This is a genomic window from Aeromonas molluscorum 848 (genome assembly GCF_000388115.1).
Classification (GTDB): domain Bacteria; phylum Pseudomonadota; class Gammaproteobacteria; order Enterobacterales; family Aeromonadaceae; genus Aeromonas; species Aeromonas molluscorum.
In genome coordinates this window covers 1-23,625 of record NZ_AQGQ01000047.1, presented here as the reverse complement: position 1 = coordinate 23,625, position 23,625 = coordinate 1, and the positions used below count along the sequence as shown (strand labels likewise).

Genomic DNA, 23,625 nt, shown 5'->3' with positions numbered 1-23,625 from the left:
GTGGCCTGAAAATGGCTGCCATGGCGGCGGCTCCCGAAGCGGCCGATGCCAGCTACGAGCAGCAGGAGATCAGCATCACAGACAATGTGGAGGCTGTATTCCTGATCGATTGAGTCGGCTCATTCAGCGCAACAAATAAAAAGGGCTCCCATAGGAGCCCTTTTTCATGGCGTTGCAGGCTGATGCTCAGTGCAGGATCCGGGCACGCAGTGTGCCGTTGATCTCTTTGAGTTTGGTCAGGGCCTTCTCGCTGTGCTCAGTCTCCACATCGATCACCACATAACCAATCTCGCTGCTGGTTTGCAGGTATTGACCGGCGATGTTGATCCCCTCTTCGGCGAAGATCTGGTTGATCTGGTTCATGACCCCAGGCTGGTTGCGGTGAATGTGCAACAGGCGGCTGGAGCCTTTGTGACCGGGCAGGGAGACTTCCGGGAAGTTGACGGCGGAGAGGGTGGAGCCGTTGTCCGAGTACTTGACCAGCTTGCTGGCCACTTCCAGGCCGATATTCTCCTGGGCTTCCTGGGTCGAGCCACCGATGTGCGGGGTGAGCAGCACATTGTCCAGGCCGCGCAGCGGGGTGATGAACTCTTCATCGTTGGATTTTGGCTCGCTTGGGAAGACGTCGATCGCGGCGCCACTCAAATGACCGCTCTTGAGGACATCGGCCAGGGCATCGATGTCAACCACAGTGCCGCGTGATGCGTTGATCAAGATGGCGCCCGGTTTCATCATGCGCAGTTGCTCGGCGCCGATCAGATCCTGAGTGGAGGCGGTCTCTGGCACGTGCAGACTGATGACGTCAGACATGTTGAGCAGCTCTGCCATGCTAGGTACCTGGATGGCATTGCCCAGGGAGAGCTTGTTCTCGATGTCGTAGTAGTAGACCTTGAGACCGATACTCTCGGCGATGATGCCAAGCTGGGTACCAATGTGGCCATAACCTATGATGCCGAGTTTCTTGCCACGCGCTTCTACCGAGCGGTTGGCCAGCTTTTCCCACACACCCCGATGGCACTTGGCATTCTTCTCGGGAATACCGCGCATCAGCAGCAGTATTTCGCCCAATACCAGTTCGGCGACCGAACGGGTGTTGGAGAAAGGCGCGTTGAAGACGGGAATGCCTCTTAGCTCTGCGGCTTTCAGATCAACCTGATTGGTACCGATGCAGAAGCAGCCGATGGCAAACAGCTTCTGGGCGGCATCCAGCACCTTGTCGGTGAGCTGGGTGCGAGAGCGCAGACCGACGAAGTGGACATCACGGATCCGCTCGATCAGATCCTCTTCGCTCAGGGAGGTTTTCAGGTAATCCACATTGGTGTAACCAGCGGCCCGGAAGGTCTCTACCGTGTTGGGGTGTACCCCCTCCAGCAGCAGTACCTTGATCTTATCCTTGTCGAGCGAGAACTTGACGGTCATGGCGATCCCTCTAAATCAGTGCAGGTATGGTGTGTGAAGAAAACCGTAAAGTAGCAAAAACAACAGGCAGAGGGAATATTTGTGACGAAAGTCAAATTCTTTGAAGTTATCAACGATAGTTGCAAGTCGTTGATGGCAAGGGACTGACAGACAATAAAAAACGGCGCCATCAGGCGCCGTTATCGATGTCATCACCCGATTATTGGGTGATGACGCCATCGGGCGTACCGATCAGTACTACGTCCGCGCCGCGGTGAGCGAACAGTCCGTTGGTGACGACGCCAACGATGGCATTGAGCTGGCTTTCCAGACCCTTGGCATCGGTGATGGCCATGCCTTTGACGTCCAGTATGTCGTTGCCATTGTCGGTGATGACGCCTTCACGCCAGACCGGATTGCCACCGAGCTTGCGGATCTCCCGTGCCACGTACTCGCGGGCCATGGGGATCACCTCGACCGGCAGCGGGAATTTACCCAGCACGTCCACAGTCTTGGTGTTGTCGATGATGCAGATGAACTTGTCAGCCACGGCGGAGACGATCTTTTCCCGGGTGAGGGCAGCGCCACCGCCCTTGATCATGTCGCGACTGGCATTGATCTCGTCGGCGCCATCCACATAGACGGAGAGGGCGTCGATGTCGTTGAGGTCAAACACCTGGATGCCGAAGCCCTTGAGGCGCTCGGTGGAGGCCACGGAGCTGGAGACGGCCCCTTTGATCTCACCCTTCATGGTCGCCAGGGCGTCGATAAAGTGGTTGACGGTGGAGCCGGTGCCTACGCCGACTATGGTGCCGGGCACTACGTATTTGAGCGCAGCCCAGCCGGCCGCCTTCTTCATGTCATCTTGGGTCATGGTAGATCCTTAGGGGAAAAAGCGGGCGCATTATAGCCAAGAGTGCTCCCGGGGGCGACAGTGTCGCTCACGTTATGAGGATAAAAAACACAAGATGTAAATCGTTTGCCTGTTTGTTGGGCAAACTGCCGCCCATGTCGTTGGGAAAGGTCGATGGGGGAGGTGGTGGGGACCCAGGCGCCCCACGCAACTCATGCAGCTCATGCAGCTCATGCCTTGTGGGTCGCTGGCATCATGACTCTGGCGGGCAAGCTCAGCTCACCTCAAAGCGCCAGCGTCTGCTCGGGGTAAGGATCTCCGGCAGTGGCACGTCCCAGCTCTGGCAGGGAATGGCGTCGACTTGCTGGCAGTCATGGGCGATGCCCAACGGCTTGGGTCCCAATCTGTGCTGTTGCCAGGCGGCCAGGGTGCGATCGTAATAGCCGCCCCCCATGCCGAGCCGGTTGCCTGTCTCATCGAAGGCAACCAGAGGCGTGCAGATGATATCCAGGTTGGTGTGGGGCAAAACCTGCAGCACATCGAGCTCGGGTTCGGCGATGCCAAAGCGGTTCTGGGTCATGGGGCTGGTCGCCGTATAACGCAAAAAGAGGAGGTGGCCCGGGTTGAAGGGGTGTAGCACCGGCAGATAGACCTCCTTGCGCTGCGCCCAGAGCCAGTGGATGAGTGGCAGGGTACTGAGTTCACCGTCGTTGGCAAGGTAGAGGGCGATGCGCTTGGCGGCAAGCATACCAGGATGCTGCTGGCACTGCGCCAGCAGTTGCTGCGCCGCGATCTGTTGCTCGGTCTGGCTCAGGGCGCGTCTGCGCTGGCGAATGAGTTGGCGCAGGGATTGTCTGTCCGACATGGGGGGCTCCGGGTTGGATTGAGTGCTTCTACCTTAACAAGGGGAATGCATGGGGCAAACGATCAGCGCCAAAAAAGCCGGGCACTGGGCCCGGCTTGGCGGAGGGTTGGGCTCAATCTCTGCGCAGTTGATGCTTGATAAAGACGGCAGCCAGGGCAGACACCGCCAGTGCCATGGGATAGAAACTCATGCTCACCACTGCGATGGGCGAGAGGGCGAACACGGAGCCGAGCAGCAAAGCCTGGGCTCCCCAGGGGATCAGGCCCTGCACCACGCAGGAGAAAATATCCAGCATGGAGGCGGCGCGGCGCGGGGTGACCCCATGCAGCTCGGCCAGATCCCGGGAGACCTTGGCGGCCACTATGATGGCGACAGTGTTGTTGGCGGTGCACAGATTAGTGAGGCCCACCACGCCGGCGATGCCGAGTTCTGCCGCCTTCTCGTTTTGCTCGCCGTCATGCTGGCGAGTAAAGCGGCGGATGAGGGCTCCGATGCGATCGCCCACCCAGGCCAATCCCCCCTGACGCTCCATCAGGGCACCCAGGCCGCCGATCAGCATGGAGAGCAGGAAAATCTCCTGCATGCCGGTGAAGCCCTGATAGATGTCCTTGCTAAATTGGCTGAGAGAGTACCCCCCGAACAGACCGACCATGCCGGCGGCCAGTATGCCCAGGCCGAGTACCACGAACACATTCACCCCGGCCAGTGCCAGCCCCAGGATCAGCAGATAAGGCATCACCTTGAACAAATCCGGGTTGCCATGGGGGGCCGGTGCGTCGCCCACATTGCCCAGAGTGAGGTAGATCATGATCACCAGCAAGGCGGCGGGAGCGGCAATCTTGAAATTCTCGCGAAACTTGTCTTTCATCTCGCAGCCCTGGCTGCGGGTCGCGGCTATGGTGGTGTCCGAGATGATGGAGAGGTTATCGCCGAACATGGCGCCCGAGAGTATGGTTCCCGCCATCAGCACGGGATCTATGTGCGCCGCCTGGGCGACGCCGAGCGCCACCGGTGCCACGGCCCCTATGGTCCCCATGGACGTTCCCATGGCCGTGGCAATAAAAGCGCAGATAAGAAAGAGCCCTGGCAGCAGGCACCAGCCGGGGATCAGCGACAGGCCGAGGGAGACGGTGGCATCCACGCCGCCGGTGGCCTTGGCCACGGTGGCAAAGGCCCCCGCCAGCAGATAAATCAGGCACATGGCCATGATGTTGCTGTCACCAATCCCCTTGAAGAAGGTCTCCAGATTCTGGTTGAAGCTCTCCTTGCCAAGCAACAGGGCCAGGATCACCGCAGGTAGCACGGCAACAGGGGCTGGCAGCTGATAGAAGGCGAACTCGACCCCCTGCAGAGTGAGCCAGGTGCCGGTGCCAATGAAGATGGCCAGAAACAGCAGCAGGGGAAGCAGGGCGGTGGGATTAGGGACGCGTTGGTGCATGAGGGCCTCGGATGCGTGGAACATGACTCCTGTCATATGAACCGCATTGGGCGGCTGGCATCCTGCCACTCTGGGCCCACACCCTAGTGATTTGCCTCTCTCGAGTCAAGATAGACGTCCAGATGGATAAACTTTCGTGTAGAGCGATTCTGTTATGTCGAAAAATGCCGATGTATATTCTGTAATTTTCTAGTTGTCAGTATATATGTCGGCGATGATCCGGGTGGCTCATGGGGCTTTTCAAAGGGCGTCAGGGCTGGTAGAACTGTCCCTTTCCAGAAAACATGACAACAGATGAGAGGGTGGAGATGGACAATCCGATCCGTGTGGCCGTGATGGGCTGTAATGGTCGTATGGGCAAGGTGCTGCTGGAGGCCATCGCCAACGCCGAGGGCGTGGTGGTCGGTGCGGCGCTGGAGCGACCGGGCTCTGTCGTGATCGGTCTGGATGCGGGCGAACTCAATGGGTTGGGTCACTTTGGCGTGGCTATCAGCGACAGCCTGGACAAGGTGCGCGAGGATTTCGATCTCATCATCGACTTCACTCGCCCCGAGGTGACCCTGGCCAATCTGGCGTTCGCTCGTGCCCATGGCAAGGCCATGGTGATAGGTACCACGGGCTTCGACGAGGCTGGCAAGCAGGCCCTGCATGAGGCGGCACGGCAAATAGGCATCGTCTTCGCCTCCAACTATTCGGTCGGTGTCAATCTGGTGTTCAAGCTGCTGGAGCAGGCCGCCAAGGTGATGGGAGACTACACCGACATCGAGATCATCGAAGGGCACCACAGACACAAGGTGGACGCACCGTCCGGCACCGCCCTCTCCATGGGGGAAGTGGTGGCCAAGACCTTGGGACGGGATCTCAAGGAGTGTGCCGTCTATGGCCGCGAGGGGATCACCGGTGAGCGGGATCGCAACACTATCGGCTTTGCCACTATTCGAGCCGGGGATCTGGTGGGGGAGCACACTGTCATGTTCGCCGACATCGGCGAGCGGGTGGAGATCAGCCACAAGGCGTCCAGCAGACTCACCTTCGCCAACGGTGCGGTACGCGCCGCAGCCTGGCTAAGCAGGCAGCCAGTGGGCCTGTATGACATGCAGGACGTTCTCAACCTGAAGTGAATCAGATAACCCCGGGCAACCGGGGTTTTTTATATGTAATAAATAGGGCTTATGCTCTTTTTTTTCAATCAAGACCCCATAACACGCACTCTTCCCCACTGACGCCTATGATGGGCGGATGAGTTGTCACCGAAGGGTAAACGACAATGCCCTGTTTCTGGCCCTTGCTGCGATTTTTTTACATCATGCAAAAAAGCGTAAAAATTCAATGCAAGAAAAACGTTTTCCTTTGCCCCAATAAAAACAAGTACTGATAAATGAGCTTTTATCTTCATTGAGATATTTTTTGACGTTTTTCAAGTATCTGTTTTTATTTGATTAAATGTTAATTTTTGCCGCCAAAGTGGGTCAGGTAAGGGGTTTTGGACTCATGTTGGGATTTTCTTTTGTTGGTGGGGGTTGCAAAGGTAAAATCTGCATAGATAATGGGTAATATTGCTTTTTTATTGAATTTAGATGCATTTATTTTGTTGAAAGACATTGAAATGACATCATTTTTGAGTAGAATGCGCCCAATTTGCCAGAAATCTGCCGGTTCAGCCCCCTGTTTCACACAAGGTTCTGAGCCGCGACACCCAGGTAAATTGCTGAATTTAAAGCTAAATAACTGGAGGTTGTCTTGAATCACACTGCATTGCTAGTGCTGGAAGATGGAACTGTGTTCAAAGGCGTGTCGATAGGCGCCGAGGGATGTTCTGTTGGTGAGGTTGTTTTTAACACGTCGATGACGGGTTACCAGGAAATCCTTACCGACCCCTCATATTCCCGTCAGATAGTCACCCTCACTTATCCACATATAGGCAACACCGGCACCAACAACGAAGATGAAGAGTCCGATCGGATCCATGCTCAGGGCCTGATCATCCGTGACCTTCCGATCCTTGCCTCCAATTTCCGCAATCAGCAATCTCTCTCCGATTACCTCAAGTCCCAAAACATCGTCGGCATTGCCGAGATAGATACCCGCAAACTGACTCGCATCCTGCGTGAAAAAGGCGCCCAGGCGGGTTGCATCCTGGCGGGCAAGCAGGTTGATGAGGCATATGCGCTGAGCCAAGCGCGCGCCTTCCCCGGCCTCAAGGGGATGGACCTGGCCAAAGAAGTGACCGTAAATGAGTCCTACACCTGGTCCGAAGGGAGCTGGCAGCTCGGCAAGGGTCATGTCACCCCGAGCGAAAGGGACTTCAAATATCACGTGGTAGCCTACGACTTTGGCGTCAAGCGCAACATCCTGCGCATGCTGGTCGACCGTGGCTGCCGCCTGACTGTGGTACCGGCCAAGACCCCGGCCGCCGAGGTGCTGGCCATGAACCCCGATGGCATCTTCCTCTCCAACGGCCCCGGCGACCCCGAGCCCTGCGACTACGCCATCACTGCCATCAAGGCCTTCCTTGAGACCAACACCCCGGTGTTCGGTATCTGCCTGGGTCACCAGTTGCTGGGACTGGCTTCCGGCGCCAAGACGGCAAAGATGAAGTTCGGTCACCACGGTGCCAACCACCCGGTGAAGAGTCTGGATGACAACACAGTGATGATCACCGCCCAGAACCACGGTTTTGCGGTGGATGAGGGCTCGCTGCCCGATTGCCTGCGTGCCACCCACGTCTCCCTGTTCGATGGCTCCTTGCAAGGCATCCATCGCATCGACCGTCCGGCCTTCAGCTTCCAGGGTCACCCCGAAGCGAGCCCGGGCCCGCACGATTGTGCCGGTCTGTTCGACCACTTTATTGAATTGATCAAGCAGTATCGCGCTTAAGAGGAAAAGAGAAGCCATGCCAAAACGTAACGACCTACAGAGCATCCTGATCCTCGGCGCCGGCCCCATTGTCATCGGTCAGGCCTGCGAATTTGACTACTCCGGCGCCCAGGCTTGCAAAGCCCTGCGCGAGGAGGGCTACCGCGTCATCCTGGTGAACTCCAACCCGGCCACCATCATGACCGACCCCGAGATGGCCGATGCCACTTACATAGAGCCCATCACCTGGGAAGTGGTGCGCGAGATCATCAAGAAGGAGCGCCCGGATGCCATCCTGCCCACCATGGGTGGCCAGACGGCACTGAACTGTGCGTTGGATCTGGAGAAGCACGGTGTGCTGGCCGAGTTCGGGGTCGAGATGATAGGCGCCACCGCCGATGCCATCGACAAGGCCGAAGACCGCCGCCGCTTTGACATCGCCATGAAGAGCATAGGCCTCGAATGTCCCCGTGCGGGCATCGCCCACAACATGGAAGAAGCCTGGGGCGTGCAGCAGATGGTCGGCTTCCCCTGCATCATACGTCCCTCCTTCACCATGGGTGGCTCGGGTGGCGGCATCGCCTACAACACCGAAGAGTTCGTCGAGATCTGCGAGCGCGGCCTGGACTTGTCGCCGACCAAGGAGCTGCTCATCGATGAGTCGCTGATCGGCTGGAAAGAGTACGAGATGGAAGTGGTGCGGGATCGCAATGACAACTGCATCATCGTCTGCGCCATCGAAAACTTCGACCCCATGGGTATCCACACCGGGGACTCCATCACTGTCGCGCCAGCCCAGACGCTGACCGACAAGGAGTATCAATTGATGCGCAACGCCTCCATGGCGGTGCTGCGCGAGATCGGCGTCGAGACCGGTGGCTCCAACGTCCAGTTCGGTATCAACCCCAAAGATGGCCGCATGGTCATCATCGAGATGAACCCACGGGTCTCCCGTTCCTCCGCGCTGGCTTCCAAGGCGACCGGTTTCCCCATCGCCAAGATTGCCGCCAAACTCGCCATCGGTTACACCCTGGACGAGTTGATGAACGACATCACCGGTGGTCGTACTCCGGCCTCCTTCGAGCCGGCCATCGACTACGTGGTTACCAAGATACCGCGTTTCAACTTCGAAAAATTTGCCGGTGCTAACGACCGTCTCACCACCCAGATGAAATCCGTGGGTGAAGTGATGGCGATTGGCCGCAACTTCCAGGAGTCCCTGCACAAGGCGCTGCGCAGCCTCGAAACCGGCAAAACCGGCTTCGACCCCATGGTTGACCTCAATACCCCGGACTCCCTGACCCGCATCCGTCACGAGCTGCAAGAGGCGGGCTGCGACCGCATCTGGTACATCGCCGATGCGTTCCGCGCCGGTCTCTCCATGGACGGCATCTTCAAGCTGACCAAGATTGACCCCTGGTTCCTGGTTCAGATTGAAGATCTGGTCAAGCTGGAGGAGGAGGTGAAAGAGCGCGGCATGGCCGGTCTGGATGCCGACTTCCTGCGCGCCTTGAAGCGCAAGGGCTTCGCCGATGCCCGTCTGGCCAAGTTGCTGGGTGTGGCCGAGGGCGAGGTGCGCAAATTGCGCGCCCGTCACAACATCTTCCCGGTCTACAAGCGGGTTGATACCTGCGCCGCCGAGTTCGCCACCGACACCGCCTACATGTACTCGAGCTATGACGAGGAGTGCGAAGCGGCGCCGAGCAATCGTGACAAGATCATGATCATCGGCGGTGGCCCGAACCGCATCGGTCAGGGGATCGAGTTTGACTACTGCTGCGTGCACGCGGCCCTGGCCCTGCGTGAAGATGGTTACGAAACCATCATGGTCAACTGCAACCCCGAGACCGTCTCCACCGATTACGACACCTCCGACCGCCTCTACTTCGAGCCGGTGACCCTGGAAGACGTGCTGGAAATCGTGCGCGTCGAGAACCCGAAAGGCGTCATCGTTCAGTACGGTGGTCAGACGCCGCTCAAGCTTGCCCGTGCCCTGGAAGCCAACGGCGTGCCCATCATCGGCACCAGCCCGGACGCCATCGACCGCGCCGAAGACCGCGAGCGTTTCCAGACTGCCGTCGAACGCCTGGGCCTCAAGCAGCCGGAAAACGGCACCGTCACTGCCCTGGAGCAGGCGGTACTGACCGCCGAGCGGATCGGTTATCCCCTTGTGGTGCGCCCCTCTTACGTGCTGGGCGGCCGTGCCATGGAGATCGTCTATGACGAAATCGACCTGCGTCGCTACTTCGCCGAGGCGGTGAGCGTCTCCAACGAATCGCCGGTCCTGCTGGACAGATTCCTCGATGATGCAACCGAAGTGGACGTGGACGCCATCTGTGACGGCGTCGATGTGGTCATCGGCGGCATCATGGAGCACATCGAGCAGGCGGGTATCCACTCCGGTGACTCCGGCTGCTCCCTGCCGCCCTATACCTTGTCCAAGAAGATCCAGGACGAGATGCGCGAGCAGGTACGCAAGCTGGCGCTGGAGCTTGGCGTGGTCGGCCTGATGAACGTGCAGTTCGCGGTGAAAGATGATGAGATCTACCTCATCGAGGTGAACCCGCGCGCCGCCCGTACCGTGCCCTTCGTCTCCAAGGCGACCGGTGCGCCGCTGGCCAAGATCGCCGCCCGCGTCATGGCCGGGCAATCGCTGCAGAGCCAAGGTTTCACCACCGAGATCATCCCGCCTTACTACTCGGTGAAAGAGGTGGTACTGCCCTTCGCCAAGTTCCCGGGCGTGGATCCGCTGCTGGGGCCTGAGATGCGTTCCACCGGTGAGGTGATGGGGGTGGGCAACAGCTTCGCCGAGGCGTATGCCAAGGCTCAGCTGGGAGCCAGCCATGCCGTGCCCAAAGAGGGCCGTGCGCTCTTGTCTGTGCGTCATAGCGACAAGGCACGGGTCGTTGATCTCGCCGCCAAGCTGCTGGAGCTGGGTTATGAGCTCGATGCTACCCATGGCACCGCAGTGGCCCTGGGCGAGGCGAGCATCAACCCGCGCCTGGTCAACAAGGTGCACGAGGGGCGCCCGCACATTCTGGATCGCATCAAGAACGGTGAGTACACCTACATCGTCAACACCGCCGAAGGGCGGGTGGCTATCCAGGACTCCAAGCAACTGCGCCGTGGTGCCTTGCAGCACAAGGTGGCGTACACCACTACCCTGAACGCCGGTTTCGCGACGTGCATGGCCATCAGCGTCGATGCCACTGCCAACGTGAACTCGGTGCAGGAGTTGCACGAGAGAGTTAAAAACCGCTAATGGTCGAGGGGATGACTCCCCGGCCAGTTGAGCGTCAGTGCGAATGAGTAATGACAAACCCCGCCAGTGATGGCGGGGTTTTTGTTTTGATGGCGAACCGGAACTGCGGGCAAGTTCAAAGGTTGTCGTGGCGAAGGGGACAAAAGGCACACCCTGGTGCTGTAGTGATTATTTACACCCTTAATTCATCATTAAACAGATTATCATTGCGCATCCTTGACTAAATGCTTGTATCTTCGCAATCACTCACCCCGATAGCCTCTATATACTGGTCCCTCATCACATAAGGTCGTCTGCGCCTGCAACAGCGGGGTGCGAGAGGATCAGGGCCCGCTGCCAACCCGGCAGCGCAGGCCGGCCCCTCTTATCAAGAGGGACCACAGGAAACCGGCTGTGGGGTTACCACCCCAGCAACCGTCAGGGCCAGCGTTACCGCGCCAGCCTGCTTCCCCCTCCTTACTCCGCCTGCTTGCCTGCCCAGTCGCGTCGTTGCTTACCGTCATCGCCTGCAACGGCGTCGTGCCTCAAGGACATCAGCCAAGGGAATCTGAATATGAGCTTCGATCATCGCAAATACCGTCCGGCCCCCGTGATCGCGCTGGCGGACAGGCAGTGGCCCAACCGGGTGCTGGAGCAGGCCCCGACCTGGTGCGCCGTGGACTTGCGCGACGGCAATCAGGCGCTGGTCGAGCCCATGACGGTGGCCCAGAAGCTGCAGATGTGGGCGCTGATGACTCATGTCGGTTTCAAGCATATCGAGGTGGGGTTCCCGGCTGCCTCCCAGCCCGATTTCGACTTCGTGCGCGAGCTGATTGAACGCAACCTCATTCCGGAGGATGTCACCATTCAGGTGCTGGTGCAGGCCCGGGAAGATCTGATTATTCGCACCTTCGAGGCGCTCAAGGGGGCCAAGCGTGCCATCGTCCACGTCTACAACTCGGTCAACCCGACCCAGCGCAACTATGTGTTCAACTCAGGGAAGGAGGGGGTCAAGGCCATCGCCGTGCAGGGGGCGCGTTGGGTACGTGACCATGCGGCGCGCAACCCCGGCACCGAGTGGAGCTTCCAGTATTCCCCCGAGAGCTTCAGCAGCACCGAGGTGGAATTTGCGGTGGAGGTGTGTGATGCGGTGATCGACGAGTGGCGCCCCGCCGCTCGCCCCATGATCCTCAATCTGCCCGCCACGGTGGAGGTGAGTACCCCCAATGTGTTTGCGGATCAGGTGGAGTGGTTCTGCCGCCACCTCAAGGCGCGCTCCGAGGTGAGCATCTCCATTCACACCCACAACGACCGAGGTTGCGGGGTCGCTGCCGCCGAGCTGGCGGTGCTGGCGGGGGCCGATCGCATCGAGGGCACACTGCTTGGCAACGGCGAGCGCACCGGCAACATGGACATAGTCACCATGGCCATGAACCTCTATAGCCAGGGGATAGACCCTGAACTGGATCTGTCGGACATGGATGCCATAGTCGCGACCGTGGGCGCTTGCACCCAGATAGCCTTGCACCCGCGCCACCCCTATGCCGGCGAGCTGGTCTACACCGCATTTTCCGGTAGCCATCAGGATGCGATTCGCAAATCCCTGGCGGCCGAGAAACCCGATGCTTATTGGGATGTGGCTTATCTGCCCATCGATCCTGCCGATCTGGGCCGCAGCTACGAGGCGGTGATCCGCATCAACAGCCAGTCCGGCAAGGGGGGCGTCACCTATCTGCTGGAGCGCGACCTTGGCCTGCAACTGCCGCGCTGGCTGCAAATCGACTTCAGCCGCAGGGTCCAGGCCCAGGCCGAGGCGAGCAGCAGCGAGATCAGCCCCGAGCAGATCCGCGCTCTGTTCGAGCAGCACTACCTCGAGCCGCTGCACGGCTATCGGGTCGGCCGCTTCCAGCTTGGCCACGACAGTCAGGAGAGCCTGCGCCTCGAGTTGCAGACCCCGAACGGCGCACTGCAACTCGAGGGTGAAGGGGAGGGGGCCATCACGGCGCTGGTCAACGGTTGGGAGCGAGAAACCGGGATGCATATCGACGTGCTCGACTATTCGGAACATGCGCTTAGCGCCGGTACGGAGTCGCGCGCCGTCGCCTATGTGCTGCTCAGCGTCGATGGCGCCCGTATGTGCGGGGTAGCCATCGGTCGCGACGTGGTTAACGCCTCCTTGCAGGCGGTGATCAATGGCGCCGCCCAGATCAATATCGAGGCTCAGGCCCAGCGTCAACGGGCCTGATCTTGAGCCTATTGCCACAGAAAACGCCACCTCAGGGTGGCGTTTTCCATATAAAAAGGCAGGCACTGATCAAGGGGCAACTTGGCTCGCGGCTGGTCAACATGCGGGTGCCATGAGCGAGTCGGCAGAGGCGTAAAGGAGCAAGGCTTTAGCCCAGCGAGTCAATCCACTACAATGGGCACCTGCTTGCGTTCGGGGATCGCTGACCACCACAGCCCCGCGCGCGTGACTCTCGTGTGCCATAGGCCCCGCGCCTGGCCCCCTGCATCGGATGCCTTGATGATATTCTCCTCGACCTTTTCCCTCTTTGCGACGCGGTTCACCGGGTTGCCAATGGTGGCGGCCCTGCTGCTGGCTGGGTGTGCCAGCGAGCCGACTGCCCCTGCGCAGGATGCTGCCGCCATCGCCAAGCTGCCCGCGTCCATGCAACCGCAAAAGCCTGCCGACATGAAAACCCGGATCGTCCGCTTCTTGCCCAAACAGGTGCAAGACAAACCGGGCTGGGCCAATGATGTGGTGACGGCGCTCAGCACCCAGGGCCTGACGGTGAGTGATCACAACGTGTGCACCGTGCTGGCGGTAGCCGAGCAGGAGGCCACGTATCAGGCCGATCCCGTGGTACCCGGTCTTGGCAAGATTGCCTGGAAGGAGATCTACGCCCGATCTGGTCGCCTGCATATCCCAGATTTTGTGGTGCGTACCGCCCTTGGCATCCAGTCCCCCACTGGCAAGTCCTATGCCGAGCGGCTCGACAAGGCGCGTACCGAGCAGGAGCTGAGTCTCATCTTCGAGGACATGATAGGCATGGCCCCCATGGGCAAGCGGCTCTTTGGCAACCTCAACCCGGTGCACACTGCAGGTCCCATGCAGGTGAGCATCGCCTTTGCAGAGGCCAACGCCCGTGGCTATCCCTATCCCATCAAGGACTCCATCCGCCACGAGGTGTTCAGCCGCCGGGGCGGTATCTGGTTCGGCACCAAGCACCTGTTTGGCTATCCCGCCGACTACCCGGATACCCTCTATCGCTTCGCCGACTTCAATGCCGGCTGGTATGCGAGCCGCAACGCCGCCTTCCAGGCCGCGGTGAGCCGGGTCAGCGGCAAGCCCCTGGCCCTGGACGGGGATCTCGTCCGTTATGATTCCGACCAGCCCGGCAAGACGGAGCTCGCGGTGCACAGCATCGCCAGCCGCGTCAACATGAGCAAGCAGGCCATCCACCAGAGCCTGCTCAAGGGAGACAGCGCCGACTTTGCCCAGACCGACCTCTACCATCGCGTCCTTACCCTGGCCGACAAGCAGGCGGGGACGCGCCAACCCCGCGCCATCCTGCCCGGCATTCAACTCAAAAGCCCCAAGATCACCCGCAACCTCACCACCGCCTGGTTCGCCAAGCGGGTGGATGACAGGGAGCAAGCCTGCGTGAGGAAGATGGCGACCATTCGCTGACAGCCATAGACAAGGGCGGCAAGTGGCCGCCCTTGTCTATGGGGGAGCGCTGCATGGGCCTGGACAGCTCAGGCAGTGGCGAGATGTTCGATAGACATCTCCCCCATGCATGACCAGCATTTAGCGCGTCACAATCGCCCTGCATTTGGGAAAATGGCTGCATCCCCAGAACGGACTTCCCTGATTGTCGCCCTTGCGCGCCGTGCGCAACACCATGGCACCGCCGCAGCGGGGGCAGGGTGGCGGGACAGCGGATGCCTCCGTTTGCTTGAATGGCGGGGAATATCCGGTTTGGCTGAGCGGGGTGACGATGCTGACCTCCGGCTTGTCCGGGGCTGCGCGATGGCGTGCTTTGAGCTGGGCCACATGCTGCCGATGGGTCTGCCTGTTGGCTGCCAGCCGTCCTTGCTGGATGGTCTCAACCACTCGGGTGACTTCGGCAGCGGTCAATACCTGTGTGGTTTTTCCCTTGATATAGCGGATCAGCCCACGGTTCATCACCTTGTCCGGCATGGGAGTCTTGAAGGTGCAGTCGCCAATGAAGCAGATCACCGAGTGAAGCTGATGATCCGCCAGCCCCAGCAGGGATTTCAGGGTCATCATATGCAGGTGGTTCTGGTGCAGGGGATTTTGGAAGCGATGCTTGCGGCGATAGATCTGCTGGGTCCAGCGTTGATGGGCGGGATCGCCGAATATCCACCCCTTCATGTTTTTGGTTTCAATCACGAATACCCCGAAGCGGGAGACGACCACATGATCGATCTGGGTTGTGCCTTGCTCGATGGGCAGGGTCACGTCCTTGAGCAGGTGATATTCCCGCCTGTCGAGAAAGAGTTGGACGCCGAGATTGATAAACCACTCTCCCATCATTCCCTTGAACCAGGGGCTTTTGACGAGCATCGCCAACAACAGCAGTGGCAACAGATACCAGAGCTGGCTGAGCAAGGGATGAATAACGGCAATGAAATCCATTTCAGCTTTTTCCTGTCAACGCATCGCGATGCGATTCAATGCTGGGTAACTGGGGACCTTCACATGTCTCTGGGTAGTGAGTGAGCGCACTCGACATATTTATAGCCAAAGATGTGACTCTGCTGGGGAGTTAAGTGGGTAAATGGCGCGCTGAAGGAACCGTCGACAGTGGGGCGCGGCATCACCATTAAGTTGCCGCCATGTCGTCAGCACTTCCGGGCCTTGGCCGGTTGCCTCTGGCGATCGGCGTCTCTAGACCCGCAACAGACCGCGAAAGCCTCTGGCGGCATAGTAGGATTGGGCGCCGTTGTGGTACAGGAATACGCTGTCGTAGCGGCGATCGCAGAACAGGGCACCACCGAGTCGCCGGATGTCGGCGGGAGTCTGTATCCAGCTCGATGTCTTGGCATCGAAGTTGCCGAGGGTTTGCAGCGCCCGATATTCGGTCTCCGTCAGCAGTGTGATGCCCATCTTCGCGGCCAGCTCGGTCGCGCAGCCTGCTGGCCTGTTCTCTTTCCTGGCCTCCAGTGCCGCGCCGTCATAACAGAGGCTCCTGCGGCCACTGGGGCTCTCGGCGCTGCAGTCACAGAAGATCAACTGCCCGGTCTGCCGATCCTGGCCGATGACATCTGGCTCACCGCCGCTGCTCTCCATCTCATGGATCGAGCGCAATGACTGCGAGTTGGCATCGAGCCTGGCGCGTACCTGTGACCAGGTTATCCCTTCGTGGCGATGCCGGTGCTGTTCGAAGCGGACCTGCAAGGTGGCGAGCAAGCCGTCAATCTGTACATTCGTCAAATTCATCATGCTACCTCGTTTTCCCTTGGCCTTGCGCCGCTAGAAACTCATCGCCAGCCCGATGGCATAACCATTGGTGTTGTTGCCAAACATCAAGCGGTACATGAGGCGAGTGCGAGTCACCCACACCTGATAGTTGCTCGAGTCGAGTTCAAGGCCAATCCCGACGGAGTTGAGGGCGTTGAAGCCGAGCAGACCCCGTTGATCGCCCAGGTATTCGGTACGGGCCCCCTCCAGCACATAGCGCAGCGGCCGATCGAGCAGTGTCCAGTCGAGCAGGGGGGCGCGGCGACGCAGGTAGATGCCTAAATTCTCGGCATTCGCCTCGCCTTTCACGCTGGGGCTGGTACCAATGGTGCTTTGCAGATGGAGGTAGGAGTAGCGAAACTCGGCATCAATGTCCTGAGTATCGGAGAACAACTCGTAATCGAGCATGAGGGAGCCGCCGAGTCCGAACACATTGAGCTGGCCGTTATCGAGAAAATCGAGGCCCTTGCCGGTCTTGCGGTTGATATACCAGTTACCTATCTGGATGTCGCTCGCCACTGTGCCCAGCGAAAAATTGGCGATGGGGCGCAGCACCCAGTTGGGGGCGACGGCGAAGTCCCAGCCGATGCCACCAGTGGCGGTCAGGCTGTTCCACTTGGCGGGAATAAGCCGACTCTCCTGGCCCTGGCTTATCACGAACTTGGGATCATAACGGCTGTAGCCCAGGTTGCCCTCCAGATAGATGGGTACCTCCTTGCTCATGGTCGCACCGCCGCCGACCTGGCTCATGCTGAGCCCCGCCTGTTGGCCACTGCCCCCTGCGATATCGAGGTTGCTGGAGGTGATGTCGGGCACCACGTTGAAGGTCATCAGGGAGACCACGGCGTTGGCCTTTTCCTGTAAACGAGCGTCAAGGGCGCCGTTGGCGGCCATGGCCGGGGAGGTGCTCGCAAGCCAAGCCAGCAGCAGCAGCAGGGGTTGCTGCCTGGAGGCACCCTTCGCGGTGGAGCCCGGTGCAATATCGTGCCTGTCTTGGCCAAGTTGTCGTTTGTTTACGCTGGCCATCGCCATTATCCCCATGCCACCTCCCGGTGACCTTATGTTCATGTGAGCACTCATGCGAGCACTAATGAGATGATTTTACCCAAGGATGAAGCGGCGTCCAACGTCATGAACAACGTCCATCGCGATGGACGGGCCGTGGTGGCGCCAATGGCAGGGGACGCAGGCGGTTCTTCCTGTCATTGCTCATCCCTGATCCATGCCGTCCCTTTATCATGGGCAGGGCATGAGGGACTTTTATGTCGGACAGATTATTTGAGACGCATTGGCGCCGAAAATTTGTTACACTCCGCGCCCGCCATTTTCCGGCTCGCCTGCAGACCCTGTCAGGCCAGGCCGATCCCTGGCATCCGCTGTCACCCTGGTCGGGTCGCAGTCAATCACAGCTTTGCTGGAACACAGGAAACCCATGATGAAATTTGAATCATTCGATTTTGCCCCCGAGATTTTGCGCGCCGTCTCGGAGTGCGGTTATCAGGAGATGACCCCTGTGCAGCAACAGGCGATCCCGACAATCCGCCGTGGTCAGGATGTGCTGGCCAGTGCCCAGACCGGCACCGGCAAGACCGCCGCCTTCGCGCTGCCTATCTTGCAACGCCTGATTGATAACCCGGCGCCGCTCGCTCCTTCCAACGCCCGGGTGTTGATCCTGACGCCGACCCGCGAGCTGGCGGCGCAGGTGGCTGACAACATCAAGGAGTTTGGCAAGTATCTGGAGCTGAGCGTGCAGGTCATCTGCGGTGGCGGCAAGCAGGACGTGCAGGCTCGTCGCCTCAAGGCCGGTGCCCACATCATAGTGGCGACCCCGGGCCGCCTGCTCGAGCACCTCAATGCGTGCAACCTCAGCCTCTCCAACGTTGAGTGCCTGGTACTGGATGAAGCGGATCGCATCCTCGACATGGGCTTCAGTGCCGAGGTGCAAAAAATTCTGCTGGCGGTCAACAAGGATCGTCAGAGCCTGCTCTTCTCCGCGACCTTCTCCGATGGCGTCAAGAAGCTGGCCAATGTGATGCTCAACAAGCCGCAGACAGTGAGCGTCAACAAGCAGAACTCCACCGCCGATACCGTGACCCACACCGTCTATCCGGTCGAGCAGAAGCGCAAGCGCGAGCTGCTCTCCGAGCTCATCGGCAAGCAGAACTGGCCACAGGTGCTGGTGTTTGCCAGTACCCGCGAGAGCTGCGACGAGCTGGTTGCCGAGCTGAATCTGGACGGCATCAAGTCTGCCGTGGTGCATGGCGAGAAGGCGCAGGGCAGCCGTCGCCGCGCCTTGCGCGAATTCATCGAGGGCAAGGTTCGGGTACTGGTCTCCACCGAAGTGGCGGCCCGTGGTCTGGATATCCCGAACCTGGAATACGTGGTCAACTATGATCTGCCCTTCCTGGCCGAGGACTATGTGCACCGTATCGGTCGTACCGGCCGTGCCGGCAAGAGCGGCATGGCCATCTCCTTCGTCAGCCGCGAAGAGGAGCGAACCCTGCTCGACATCGAGGCGCTGATCGGTCAGAAGATCCGTCGCGTCATGGTGCCGGGTTATGAGGTGAGCAACCGTGACATGCTGATCAAGCAGTTGCAGGAGCGTCGCCGCTTTGGCAAGAAGCCCCAGCGTGATGACAATGCCGCCGCCCAGGTGATGGCCGAGGCCAAGCTGCAGAGCCAGCGCACTCGTCTGCGCAAAACGGTTCGCAAAGACAAGTAAGCGGCCAGCACGGCGGTTAAACCGGGTTTGCTAAGCACCCGGCAATCTATTTTCAAAGGCGCTTCGGCGCCTTTTTGATGATGGCGGTGGGGCCCGATACCAGCGCCTCTCCCCATTTGTCCCAGGAGTCGTGATGAGCGATGTGAAAGTGCAAACCTATAACCAGGCCCTGCTCGAGATGGCCACCGCCAGTCTGGCTGAGCTCGTACGCACCGGCGCCGGACGTGCCGCCCGTACTCCTGCTCAGGAGAGTCACTTCCTGAGTCTCTGGCTGGTGGATTCCCTCAAGGAGAAACGCTTCTCCCGCTTGGTGATGGAGGATCTCAAGGGGTGGGTGCAACAGGCGCGCACCCAAGGGGCAGGGGCTGATCTCAAGGGATTGCTCGAGCGCATAGTGCGTCATTACAGCCAGGCGGTGACGCAGGGGCTGGAGGCGCGGCTCATGGCGCTCTTGGACGACTGCGAGGAGGCTGGCTGGCTGCGCGTCACCCAGAGCGTGATCGATGGTCGGGCGAAACTTGCGAGTCAGGGGCAAGCCTCCATCGTGATCTGTTCCGCCGAGCTGGCCAGTGCCTGCGCCGGGGGCGAGCTGGTCAAGCCGCTCACCCTCTATGTGCGTGGCGATGAGCAAGTGCTGGCCCGTTTTGCCTATCGCCACGGGCTGCTCATTGGTCAGGGCAACAAGAAACAGGTCAGGGTGAAGCACCACAAGGCCCATCTGCTGATGCCGGGCAACGCCTTGTCTGCCCTCGCGCTGCTCGCAGTAGATGGCTGACCTCGGGCGCCCGGGCTTTGCCTTGTCGAGCTTGCCGCTGATCCTACCCCGATCTTGCGTCGGGGTTTTTTATGTCTGCCCAGTGTCCCACCATCCTCTCTTTCTCACTCGGCGATCACCCGACCGGCAAGGGCGGTCTGCGCTCTTATCTCTTTTTGTCATCCGCGGCGATGACGCGGGTTTGCGGCTTCGCCTTGCCCAGTATCCCAGCGCCTCTGCACCGGCTAGCCAGGGGCATCCGCTCATCCTCTTTGGCCCTCCATCTGGGGGGAGTCACATGTGCCCCCCCATACGGAGGGGCTTCCCCCATATGGCGGTAGGTGTCGGCTTTTCATCTGCTTTAGGGTGGCTTGGCCCCTGAGAGGGCGTGGAAGCAAACTAACCATTCTAAGGAGAGAAGATGAAAGCCACACCGATAGCCCTGCTCTTGGCGGGCCTGCTGGGGTCCCCCCTCTGTGCCGCGGGTCTGGATGCCAGACTGACCCTGACGGATGGTGCGACTGAAGATGTGCGGGTGCGAGTGACCCTGACGAACAACGGAGACAGGCCGGTCAATGTGCTCAAGTGGCAACTGCCGGGCGGGGATGATGCACCGCTGTTCCTGGTCGAGCGGGATGGTCAACCCGTGGCCTATCAGGGGGCCCTTATCAAGCGAGGCCAGCCGAGCCGTAGCGATTACCAGCGGCTGTCCGCCGGGGAGAGCCTGACGCAGGAGGCGGAAGTGTCCGGCCTCTATGACATGAGTGCTCAGGGGGAGTACAGCATCAGCTACCGGGTGCCGCAGATATCGGGCGAGTCGGGGGCCAAGATGAAGGCCCGGGAAAATGGCAAGGTGGCGCCACAAGCCAGTGCATCCAACACCGTCAGCCTCTGGCTCGATGGCGTCGCGAGCGATGATCGCCTATTGGCCAAAGTCGCCGCCGTCGAACCGGCCGCCACCGGCGGCTCGGTCAGCTTCACCGGTCGCTGCACCAACAGCCAGAAGACCCAGATAGTCTCGGCCCTGGATGCCGCCGGCGGGATGGCGGGGGATTCCCTCAGCTATCTGGCGGTGGACAAACCCGGTGGCCAACGTTATCGCAGCTGGTTCGGCGCCTATGAGGCGAGCCGCTGGAGTCAGGCCGAAGGCCACTTCAGCAAGGTGAAGGAAGCGATAGAAGAGAAACCGCTGACCTTCGACTGCGGCTGCAAGCAGAGCTACTTTGCCTACGTCTACCCGGATCAGCCCTACAAGATCTATCTGTGCAAAAGTTTTTGGACCGCGGCCAACACGGGATCTGACTCCCGTGCCGGCACCATCATCCATGAGCTGACCCACTTCAATGTGGTGGCAGGCACGGACGATCTGGGTTACGGTCAAGGCAATGCCCGCAATCTGGCGAGCACTGATCCGGTGAAGGCGCTCAACAACGCCGACAACCACGAATATTTTGCCGAGAATACCCCGAGCGAAAACTGAGTCGACAGGGGGCCTTGGCCCCCTTTTTGATGGAGGCAACATGATGTCACTCTTGCTTGGCAGCGTCCTTGGCCTGGGCGCGTTGCAGTGCGAGCTTAACGTCAAGGCCCAGAGCCGGGTCGATGAACCCCTGGCTCTGGCCATGGCGCTTAGCAACCAGGGAGAGGATACCCTGGAGGTATTGAGCTGGTTTACCCCCTTCGAAGGCTGGTTTGCCGATGCCATCGACTTGACCCTGAACGAGCAGACTATCCCCTATCAGGGGCCACTCGCCAAACGGGGTGCTCCCAGTGCAGATGATCGCCTGATAGTGGGCCCCAAGCAGCGCATCAAGGCCGAGGCCGAATTGACCCAGGTCTATGACTTGAGCCAACCCGGTCACTACCGCCTCAGTTATCGTCCCGCTTTGCTGAAAGATGAACAGGGACTCAGCCCTGAGTGCCCACCGATCAGCTTCGAGCGTCTGCCAATAGACACCCCGCCAGCTGCCCAGATCCAGTGATGCGGGCTGTGAACAGATCATCCCTCTTCCCGACGTGAAGCAAACAAGCCGCAAGGAGTGCATCAGTGCAGATAGATAATCTGCCATTCGGCCTGACCGACTGGCATCAAGTTCCAGAGACCCTTCATCCCGGTGAGCAGGGCGAAGCCCGCTGGCGCACGCGCCAATTCGGGTCGCTGCGGGTACGGATGGTGGAGTACAGCCCAGGCTATGTCGCCGATCACTGGTGCACCAAGGGCCATATCCTGCTCTGCCTTGAGGGGGAACTGCATACCGAACTGGCCGATGGTCGCCGTTATGTGCTGACGCCCGGGGTCAGCTATCAGGTGGCCGACGAGGCCGAGCCCCATCGTTCTGCCAGCCCCCTCGGCGCCAAGCTCTTTATCGTCGACTGAGCCTGTATCATCCTCTTTATCCATTAAAAATGGGGCCTGATTGGCCCCATTTGTCATCTGGCCGCAGTGTGACGCTCATCTGGCCTGTCATCTGCCAGCAGACCCACCTCCCGGGCCGCCACGGCCAGGTAGTGGGGGGAGACGGCTCGTTCGCGCCAGCAGGTATGCACCAGCTTGATGCAGTGATCGTCATCGCTGGCGATGGCCAGTGTGGTGACCTGCTGCCAGCTGATCGCACCCAGGTCTGGCCAGCGCGGCGCGCCGAGGGCGGGGGCACCGACGGTCACATAAGCCGCTGCCACCCCTTGCCAGAGGAGCCGGATAAAATCACCGCGCAGCGGCTCACCGAGCTGCGCCGCTATGAGGCTGGCCGCCCGGGTGCCGGTCACCAGATGCAATACGGTAAAATCCCGGGTCTGCCAATAGAGCGCCAGGGCCAGCTCGGCCAGCGTTCCGAGCAAGTCATCTGGGCCATCGTGTTTCTGAGTCAGCTTTTGCCTTGCCAGCGAGTTGGGCAAGGCCTGGACAAAGCTGGGCATCTCGGCCACCTGGCGCAGACGCGCCGTGATCCAGCGCTGGTTACTGTGCCAGCCCCCCAGAGTCTCATGGAGACGCGCCAGCAGAGCGGGGAGATCCGGGCATGGCGCTCCCAACCCTTGAGGCAGGTGCAGCGGTTTGCAATGCCAGGCGGCCAGTGCCGCGGCTTGCTCGCCCTGATGGCCGTTTTCGATGGCACAGGCGAGGCGGATCATTGGGTGAAAGGCACCACTGGCCGGAGATATCCCCTGAGCCACTATCTGGGCAAACAGGGGCTGCCAGCCCTCTTTGGCAACCTTGCCTGAAAAGTCGGCCCTAAGCTGGCTGAAGCGAGCCTCCGGATCCTGCCCCTCATCTGCGAGCCTGCTCCCAGGGCTCGCGGGCAGGGCCTTGTCGCGCAGCCAGTATGCGAAGAAGTCGTTAAGGCGCGCCTCATCTGCCCCCATTTCAGCCAGGGCATGGAGCGCCATGGGACAGTGATTGGTGGTGCCTCGGCCATTGAGGGCGAACTGCTGGTTGGCATCGAGCAGGTTGTGCAGTGACATCATATAGTGTGACTCCTTGACGGTAAGAGCTCGAATCATGCAAGTTGAAGTTAACTTTAAGTCAAGTAACTGTGTTCAGTCGCTTGCCCAGGGGGGCGCTGACTTGGATGCTGGAACATGAGGGATGAGGGATGAGGGATGAGGGATGAGGGATGAGGGATGAGGGATGAGGGATGAGGGATGAGGGCATGCGACAGCCACTGGGCGCGCGTTTCATCCCTGAACGGACATTGATGGGTGAAGCAGGGAGGTATCAATGAGCAAGGGCGATATTGAAACCGGGCAGGGGTCAATCCCTTCAGCCCCCGAACAGAGCATGATGAATGGTGAGCTTGGCCGTGCCTGGCTTGCCATCGGCCAGCTTGCCAAGCGCGCTGGGGTCAAGGCCAGTGCCTTGCGCTTCTATGAGCAGAAAGGGCTGATCAGCAGTGCTCGCACCAGGGGGGGCAACGAGTCTATCCCCAGCATGTGTTGCGCCGTGTCGCCTTTATCCGTGCGGCGCAAGGGGTTGGTCTGAGCCTGGAGGAGATAGCAGAGGCCCTGGCCGGGCT

General features: G+C 60.0%; 19 protein-coding genes and 2 pseudogenes. 12 read left to right on the top strand and 9 right to left on the bottom strand.

The annotated features are described in order from the left end of the window. Nucleotides 1–113, top strand: a pseudogene (locus G113_RS22200) (SIMPL domain-containing protein); the annotation flags it as partial. A gap of 73 nt (nucleotides 114–186) precedes the next feature. Here G113_RS22200 and serA read toward each other — a convergent pair. The 4 genes from serA to G113_RS08860 all read right to left on the bottom strand — a co-directional run bounded on the left by serA (nucleotide 187) and on the right by G113_RS08860 (nucleotide 4,554). After that, nucleotides 187–1,419 carry a phosphoglycerate dehydrogenase gene (gene serA / locus G113_RS08875; RefSeq protein WP_005899226.1) on the bottom strand — a complete coding sequence of 411 codons (1,233 nt, stop codon included), beginning with the start codon at nucleotides 1,417–1,419 and terminating at the stop codon, nucleotides 187–189. 199 nt (nucleotides 1,420–1,618) lie between these two features. Beyond that, the gene (rpiA, locus tag G113_RS08870) at nucleotides 1,619–2,272 is read right to left on the bottom strand and encodes a ribose-5-phosphate isomerase RpiA (protein WP_005899224.1); all 654 of its coding nucleotides are present in this window, start codon (nucleotides 2,270–2,272) and stop codon (nucleotides 1,619–1,621) included. Nucleotides 2,273–2,525: 253 nt separating this feature from the next. Then, nucleotides 2,526–3,116, bottom strand: coding sequence for a 5-formyltetrahydrofolate cyclo-ligase (locus tag G113_RS08865; protein WP_005899222.1), 591 nt, complete (start codon nucleotides 3,114–3,116; stop codon nucleotides 2,526–2,528). 112 nt (nucleotides 3,117–3,228) lie between these two features. Continuing rightward, nucleotides 3,229–4,554 (bottom strand): Na+/H+ antiporter NhaC family protein, encoded by a 1,326-nt coding sequence (locus tag G113_RS08860; RefSeq protein WP_040319068.1) that lies wholly within the window; start codon nucleotides 4,552–4,554, stop codon nucleotides 3,229–3,231. A gap of 308 nt (nucleotides 4,555–4,862) precedes the next feature. Here G113_RS08860 and dapB point away from each other — a divergent pair, with 308 nt between their 5' ends. Further along, a complete protein-coding gene (gene dapB / locus G113_RS08855; RefSeq protein WP_005899216.1) occupies nucleotides 4,863–5,675 on the top strand; it encodes a 4-hydroxy-tetrahydrodipicolinate reductase in 813 nt (270 codons plus the stop codon). Nucleotides 5,676–6,000: 325 nt separating this feature from the next. Here dapB and G113_RS21000 read toward each other — a convergent pair whose 3' ends face one another. Then, nucleotides 6,001–6,303: a hypothetical protein gene (locus G113_RS21000; protein WP_152435998.1), complete on the bottom strand. Its 303-nt coding sequence runs from the start codon at nucleotides 6,301–6,303 to the stop codon at nucleotides 6,001–6,003. On the opposite strand from G113_RS21000, the gene carA reads away from it, so the two are divergent. From carA to G113_RS08835, 4 genes are all read left to right on the top strand, one after another. After that, nucleotides 6,295–7,431, top strand: a complete 1,137-nt coding sequence (gene carA / locus G113_RS08850; RefSeq protein ID WP_005899214.1) for a glutamine-hydrolyzing carbamoyl-phosphate synthase small subunit — start codon at nucleotides 6,295–6,297, stop codon at nucleotides 7,429–7,431. The two genes, G113_RS21000 and carA, sit on opposite strands and share 9 nt — an antisense overlap. A gap of 16 nt (nucleotides 7,432–7,447) precedes the next feature. Further along, the gene (carB, locus tag G113_RS08845) at nucleotides 7,448–10,672 is read left to right on the top strand and encodes a carbamoyl-phosphate synthase large subunit (RefSeq protein ID WP_005899212.1); all 3,225 of its coding nucleotides are present in this window, start codon (nucleotides 7,448–7,450) and stop codon (nucleotides 10,670–10,672) included. A gap of 553 nt (nucleotides 10,673–11,225) precedes the next feature. Continuing rightward, nucleotides 11,226–12,896: a 2-isopropylmalate synthase gene (gene leuA, locus G113_RS08840; protein ID WP_005899211.1), complete on the top strand. Its 1,671-nt coding sequence runs from the start codon at nucleotides 11,226–11,228 to the stop codon at nucleotides 12,894–12,896. Between the two features lie 333 nt (nucleotides 12,897–13,229). Further along, nucleotides 13,230–14,342, top strand: coding sequence for a DUF1615 domain-containing protein (locus tag G113_RS08835; protein ID WP_005899209.1), 1,113 nt, complete (start codon nucleotides 13,230–13,232; stop codon nucleotides 14,340–14,342). Between the two features lie 120 nt (nucleotides 14,343–14,462). Here G113_RS08835 and G113_RS08830 read toward each other — a convergent pair whose 3' ends face one another. The 3 genes from G113_RS08830 to G113_RS08820 form a co-directional block, all read right to left on the bottom strand. Then, on the bottom strand, nucleotides 14,463–15,314 hold the full coding sequence (locus tag G113_RS08830) for a nuclease-related domain-containing protein (protein ID WP_005899206.1): 852 nt from the start codon (nucleotides 15,312–15,314) through the stop codon (nucleotides 14,463–14,465). Nucleotides 15,315–15,566: 252 nt separating this feature from the next. After that, the gene (locus G113_RS08825; RefSeq protein WP_005899203.1) at nucleotides 15,567–16,121 is read right to left on the bottom strand and encodes a DUF4256 domain-containing protein; all 555 of its coding nucleotides are present in this window, start codon (nucleotides 16,119–16,121) and stop codon (nucleotides 15,567–15,569) included. 30 nt (nucleotides 16,122–16,151) lie between these two features. After that, on the bottom strand, nucleotides 16,152–17,165 hold the full coding sequence (locus G113_RS08820; protein WP_005899201.1) for an autotransporter domain-containing protein: 1,014 nt from the start codon (nucleotides 17,163–17,165) through the stop codon (nucleotides 16,152–16,154). 409 nt (nucleotides 17,166–17,574) lie between these two features. Between G113_RS08820 and G113_RS08815 the strand changes: the two genes are divergently transcribed. The 5 genes from G113_RS08815 (at nucleotide 17,575) to G113_RS08795 (ending at nucleotide 21,992) form a co-directional block, all read left to right on the top strand. Continuing rightward, on the top strand, nucleotides 17,575–18,861 hold the full coding sequence (locus G113_RS08815) for a DEAD/DEAH box helicase (RefSeq protein ID WP_005899199.1): 1,287 nt from the start codon (nucleotides 17,575–17,577) through the stop codon (nucleotides 18,859–18,861). A 142-nt stretch (nucleotides 18,862–19,003) separates the two neighbouring features. Continuing rightward, entirely contained in the window at nucleotides 19,004–19,636 is a 633-nt protein-coding gene (locus G113_RS08810; protein ID WP_152435999.1) for a DUF2913 family protein, read from the top strand. A gap of 400 nt (nucleotides 19,637–20,036) precedes the next feature. Beyond that, entirely contained in the window at nucleotides 20,037–21,095 is a 1,059-nt protein-coding gene (locus G113_RS08805; protein ID WP_005899195.1) for a M35 family metallo-endopeptidase, read from the top strand. 40 nt (nucleotides 21,096–21,135) lie between these two features. Then, nucleotides 21,136–21,597 (top strand): hypothetical protein, encoded by a 462-nt coding sequence (locus G113_RS08800; RefSeq protein WP_040319065.1) that lies wholly within the window; start codon nucleotides 21,136–21,138, stop codon nucleotides 21,595–21,597. A 65-nt stretch (nucleotides 21,598–21,662) separates the two neighbouring features. Next, the gene (locus tag G113_RS08795; protein ID WP_005899191.1) at nucleotides 21,663–21,992 is read left to right on the top strand and encodes a DHCW motif cupin fold protein; all 330 of its coding nucleotides are present in this window, start codon (nucleotides 21,663–21,665) and stop codon (nucleotides 21,990–21,992) included. Between the two features lie 53 nt (nucleotides 21,993–22,045). On the opposite strand, the gene G113_RS08790 is transcribed toward G113_RS08795, so the two are convergent. Then, nucleotides 22,046–23,077, bottom strand: coding sequence for a questin oxidase family protein (locus G113_RS08790; RefSeq protein WP_005899187.1), 1,032 nt, complete (start codon nucleotides 23,075–23,077; stop codon nucleotides 22,046–22,048). Nucleotides 23,078–23,393: 316 nt separating this feature from the next. Between G113_RS08790 and G113_RS08785 the strand changes: the two are divergent. Then, nucleotides 23,394–23,625, top strand: a pseudogene (locus G113_RS08785) (MerR family transcriptional regulator); the annotation flags it as partial.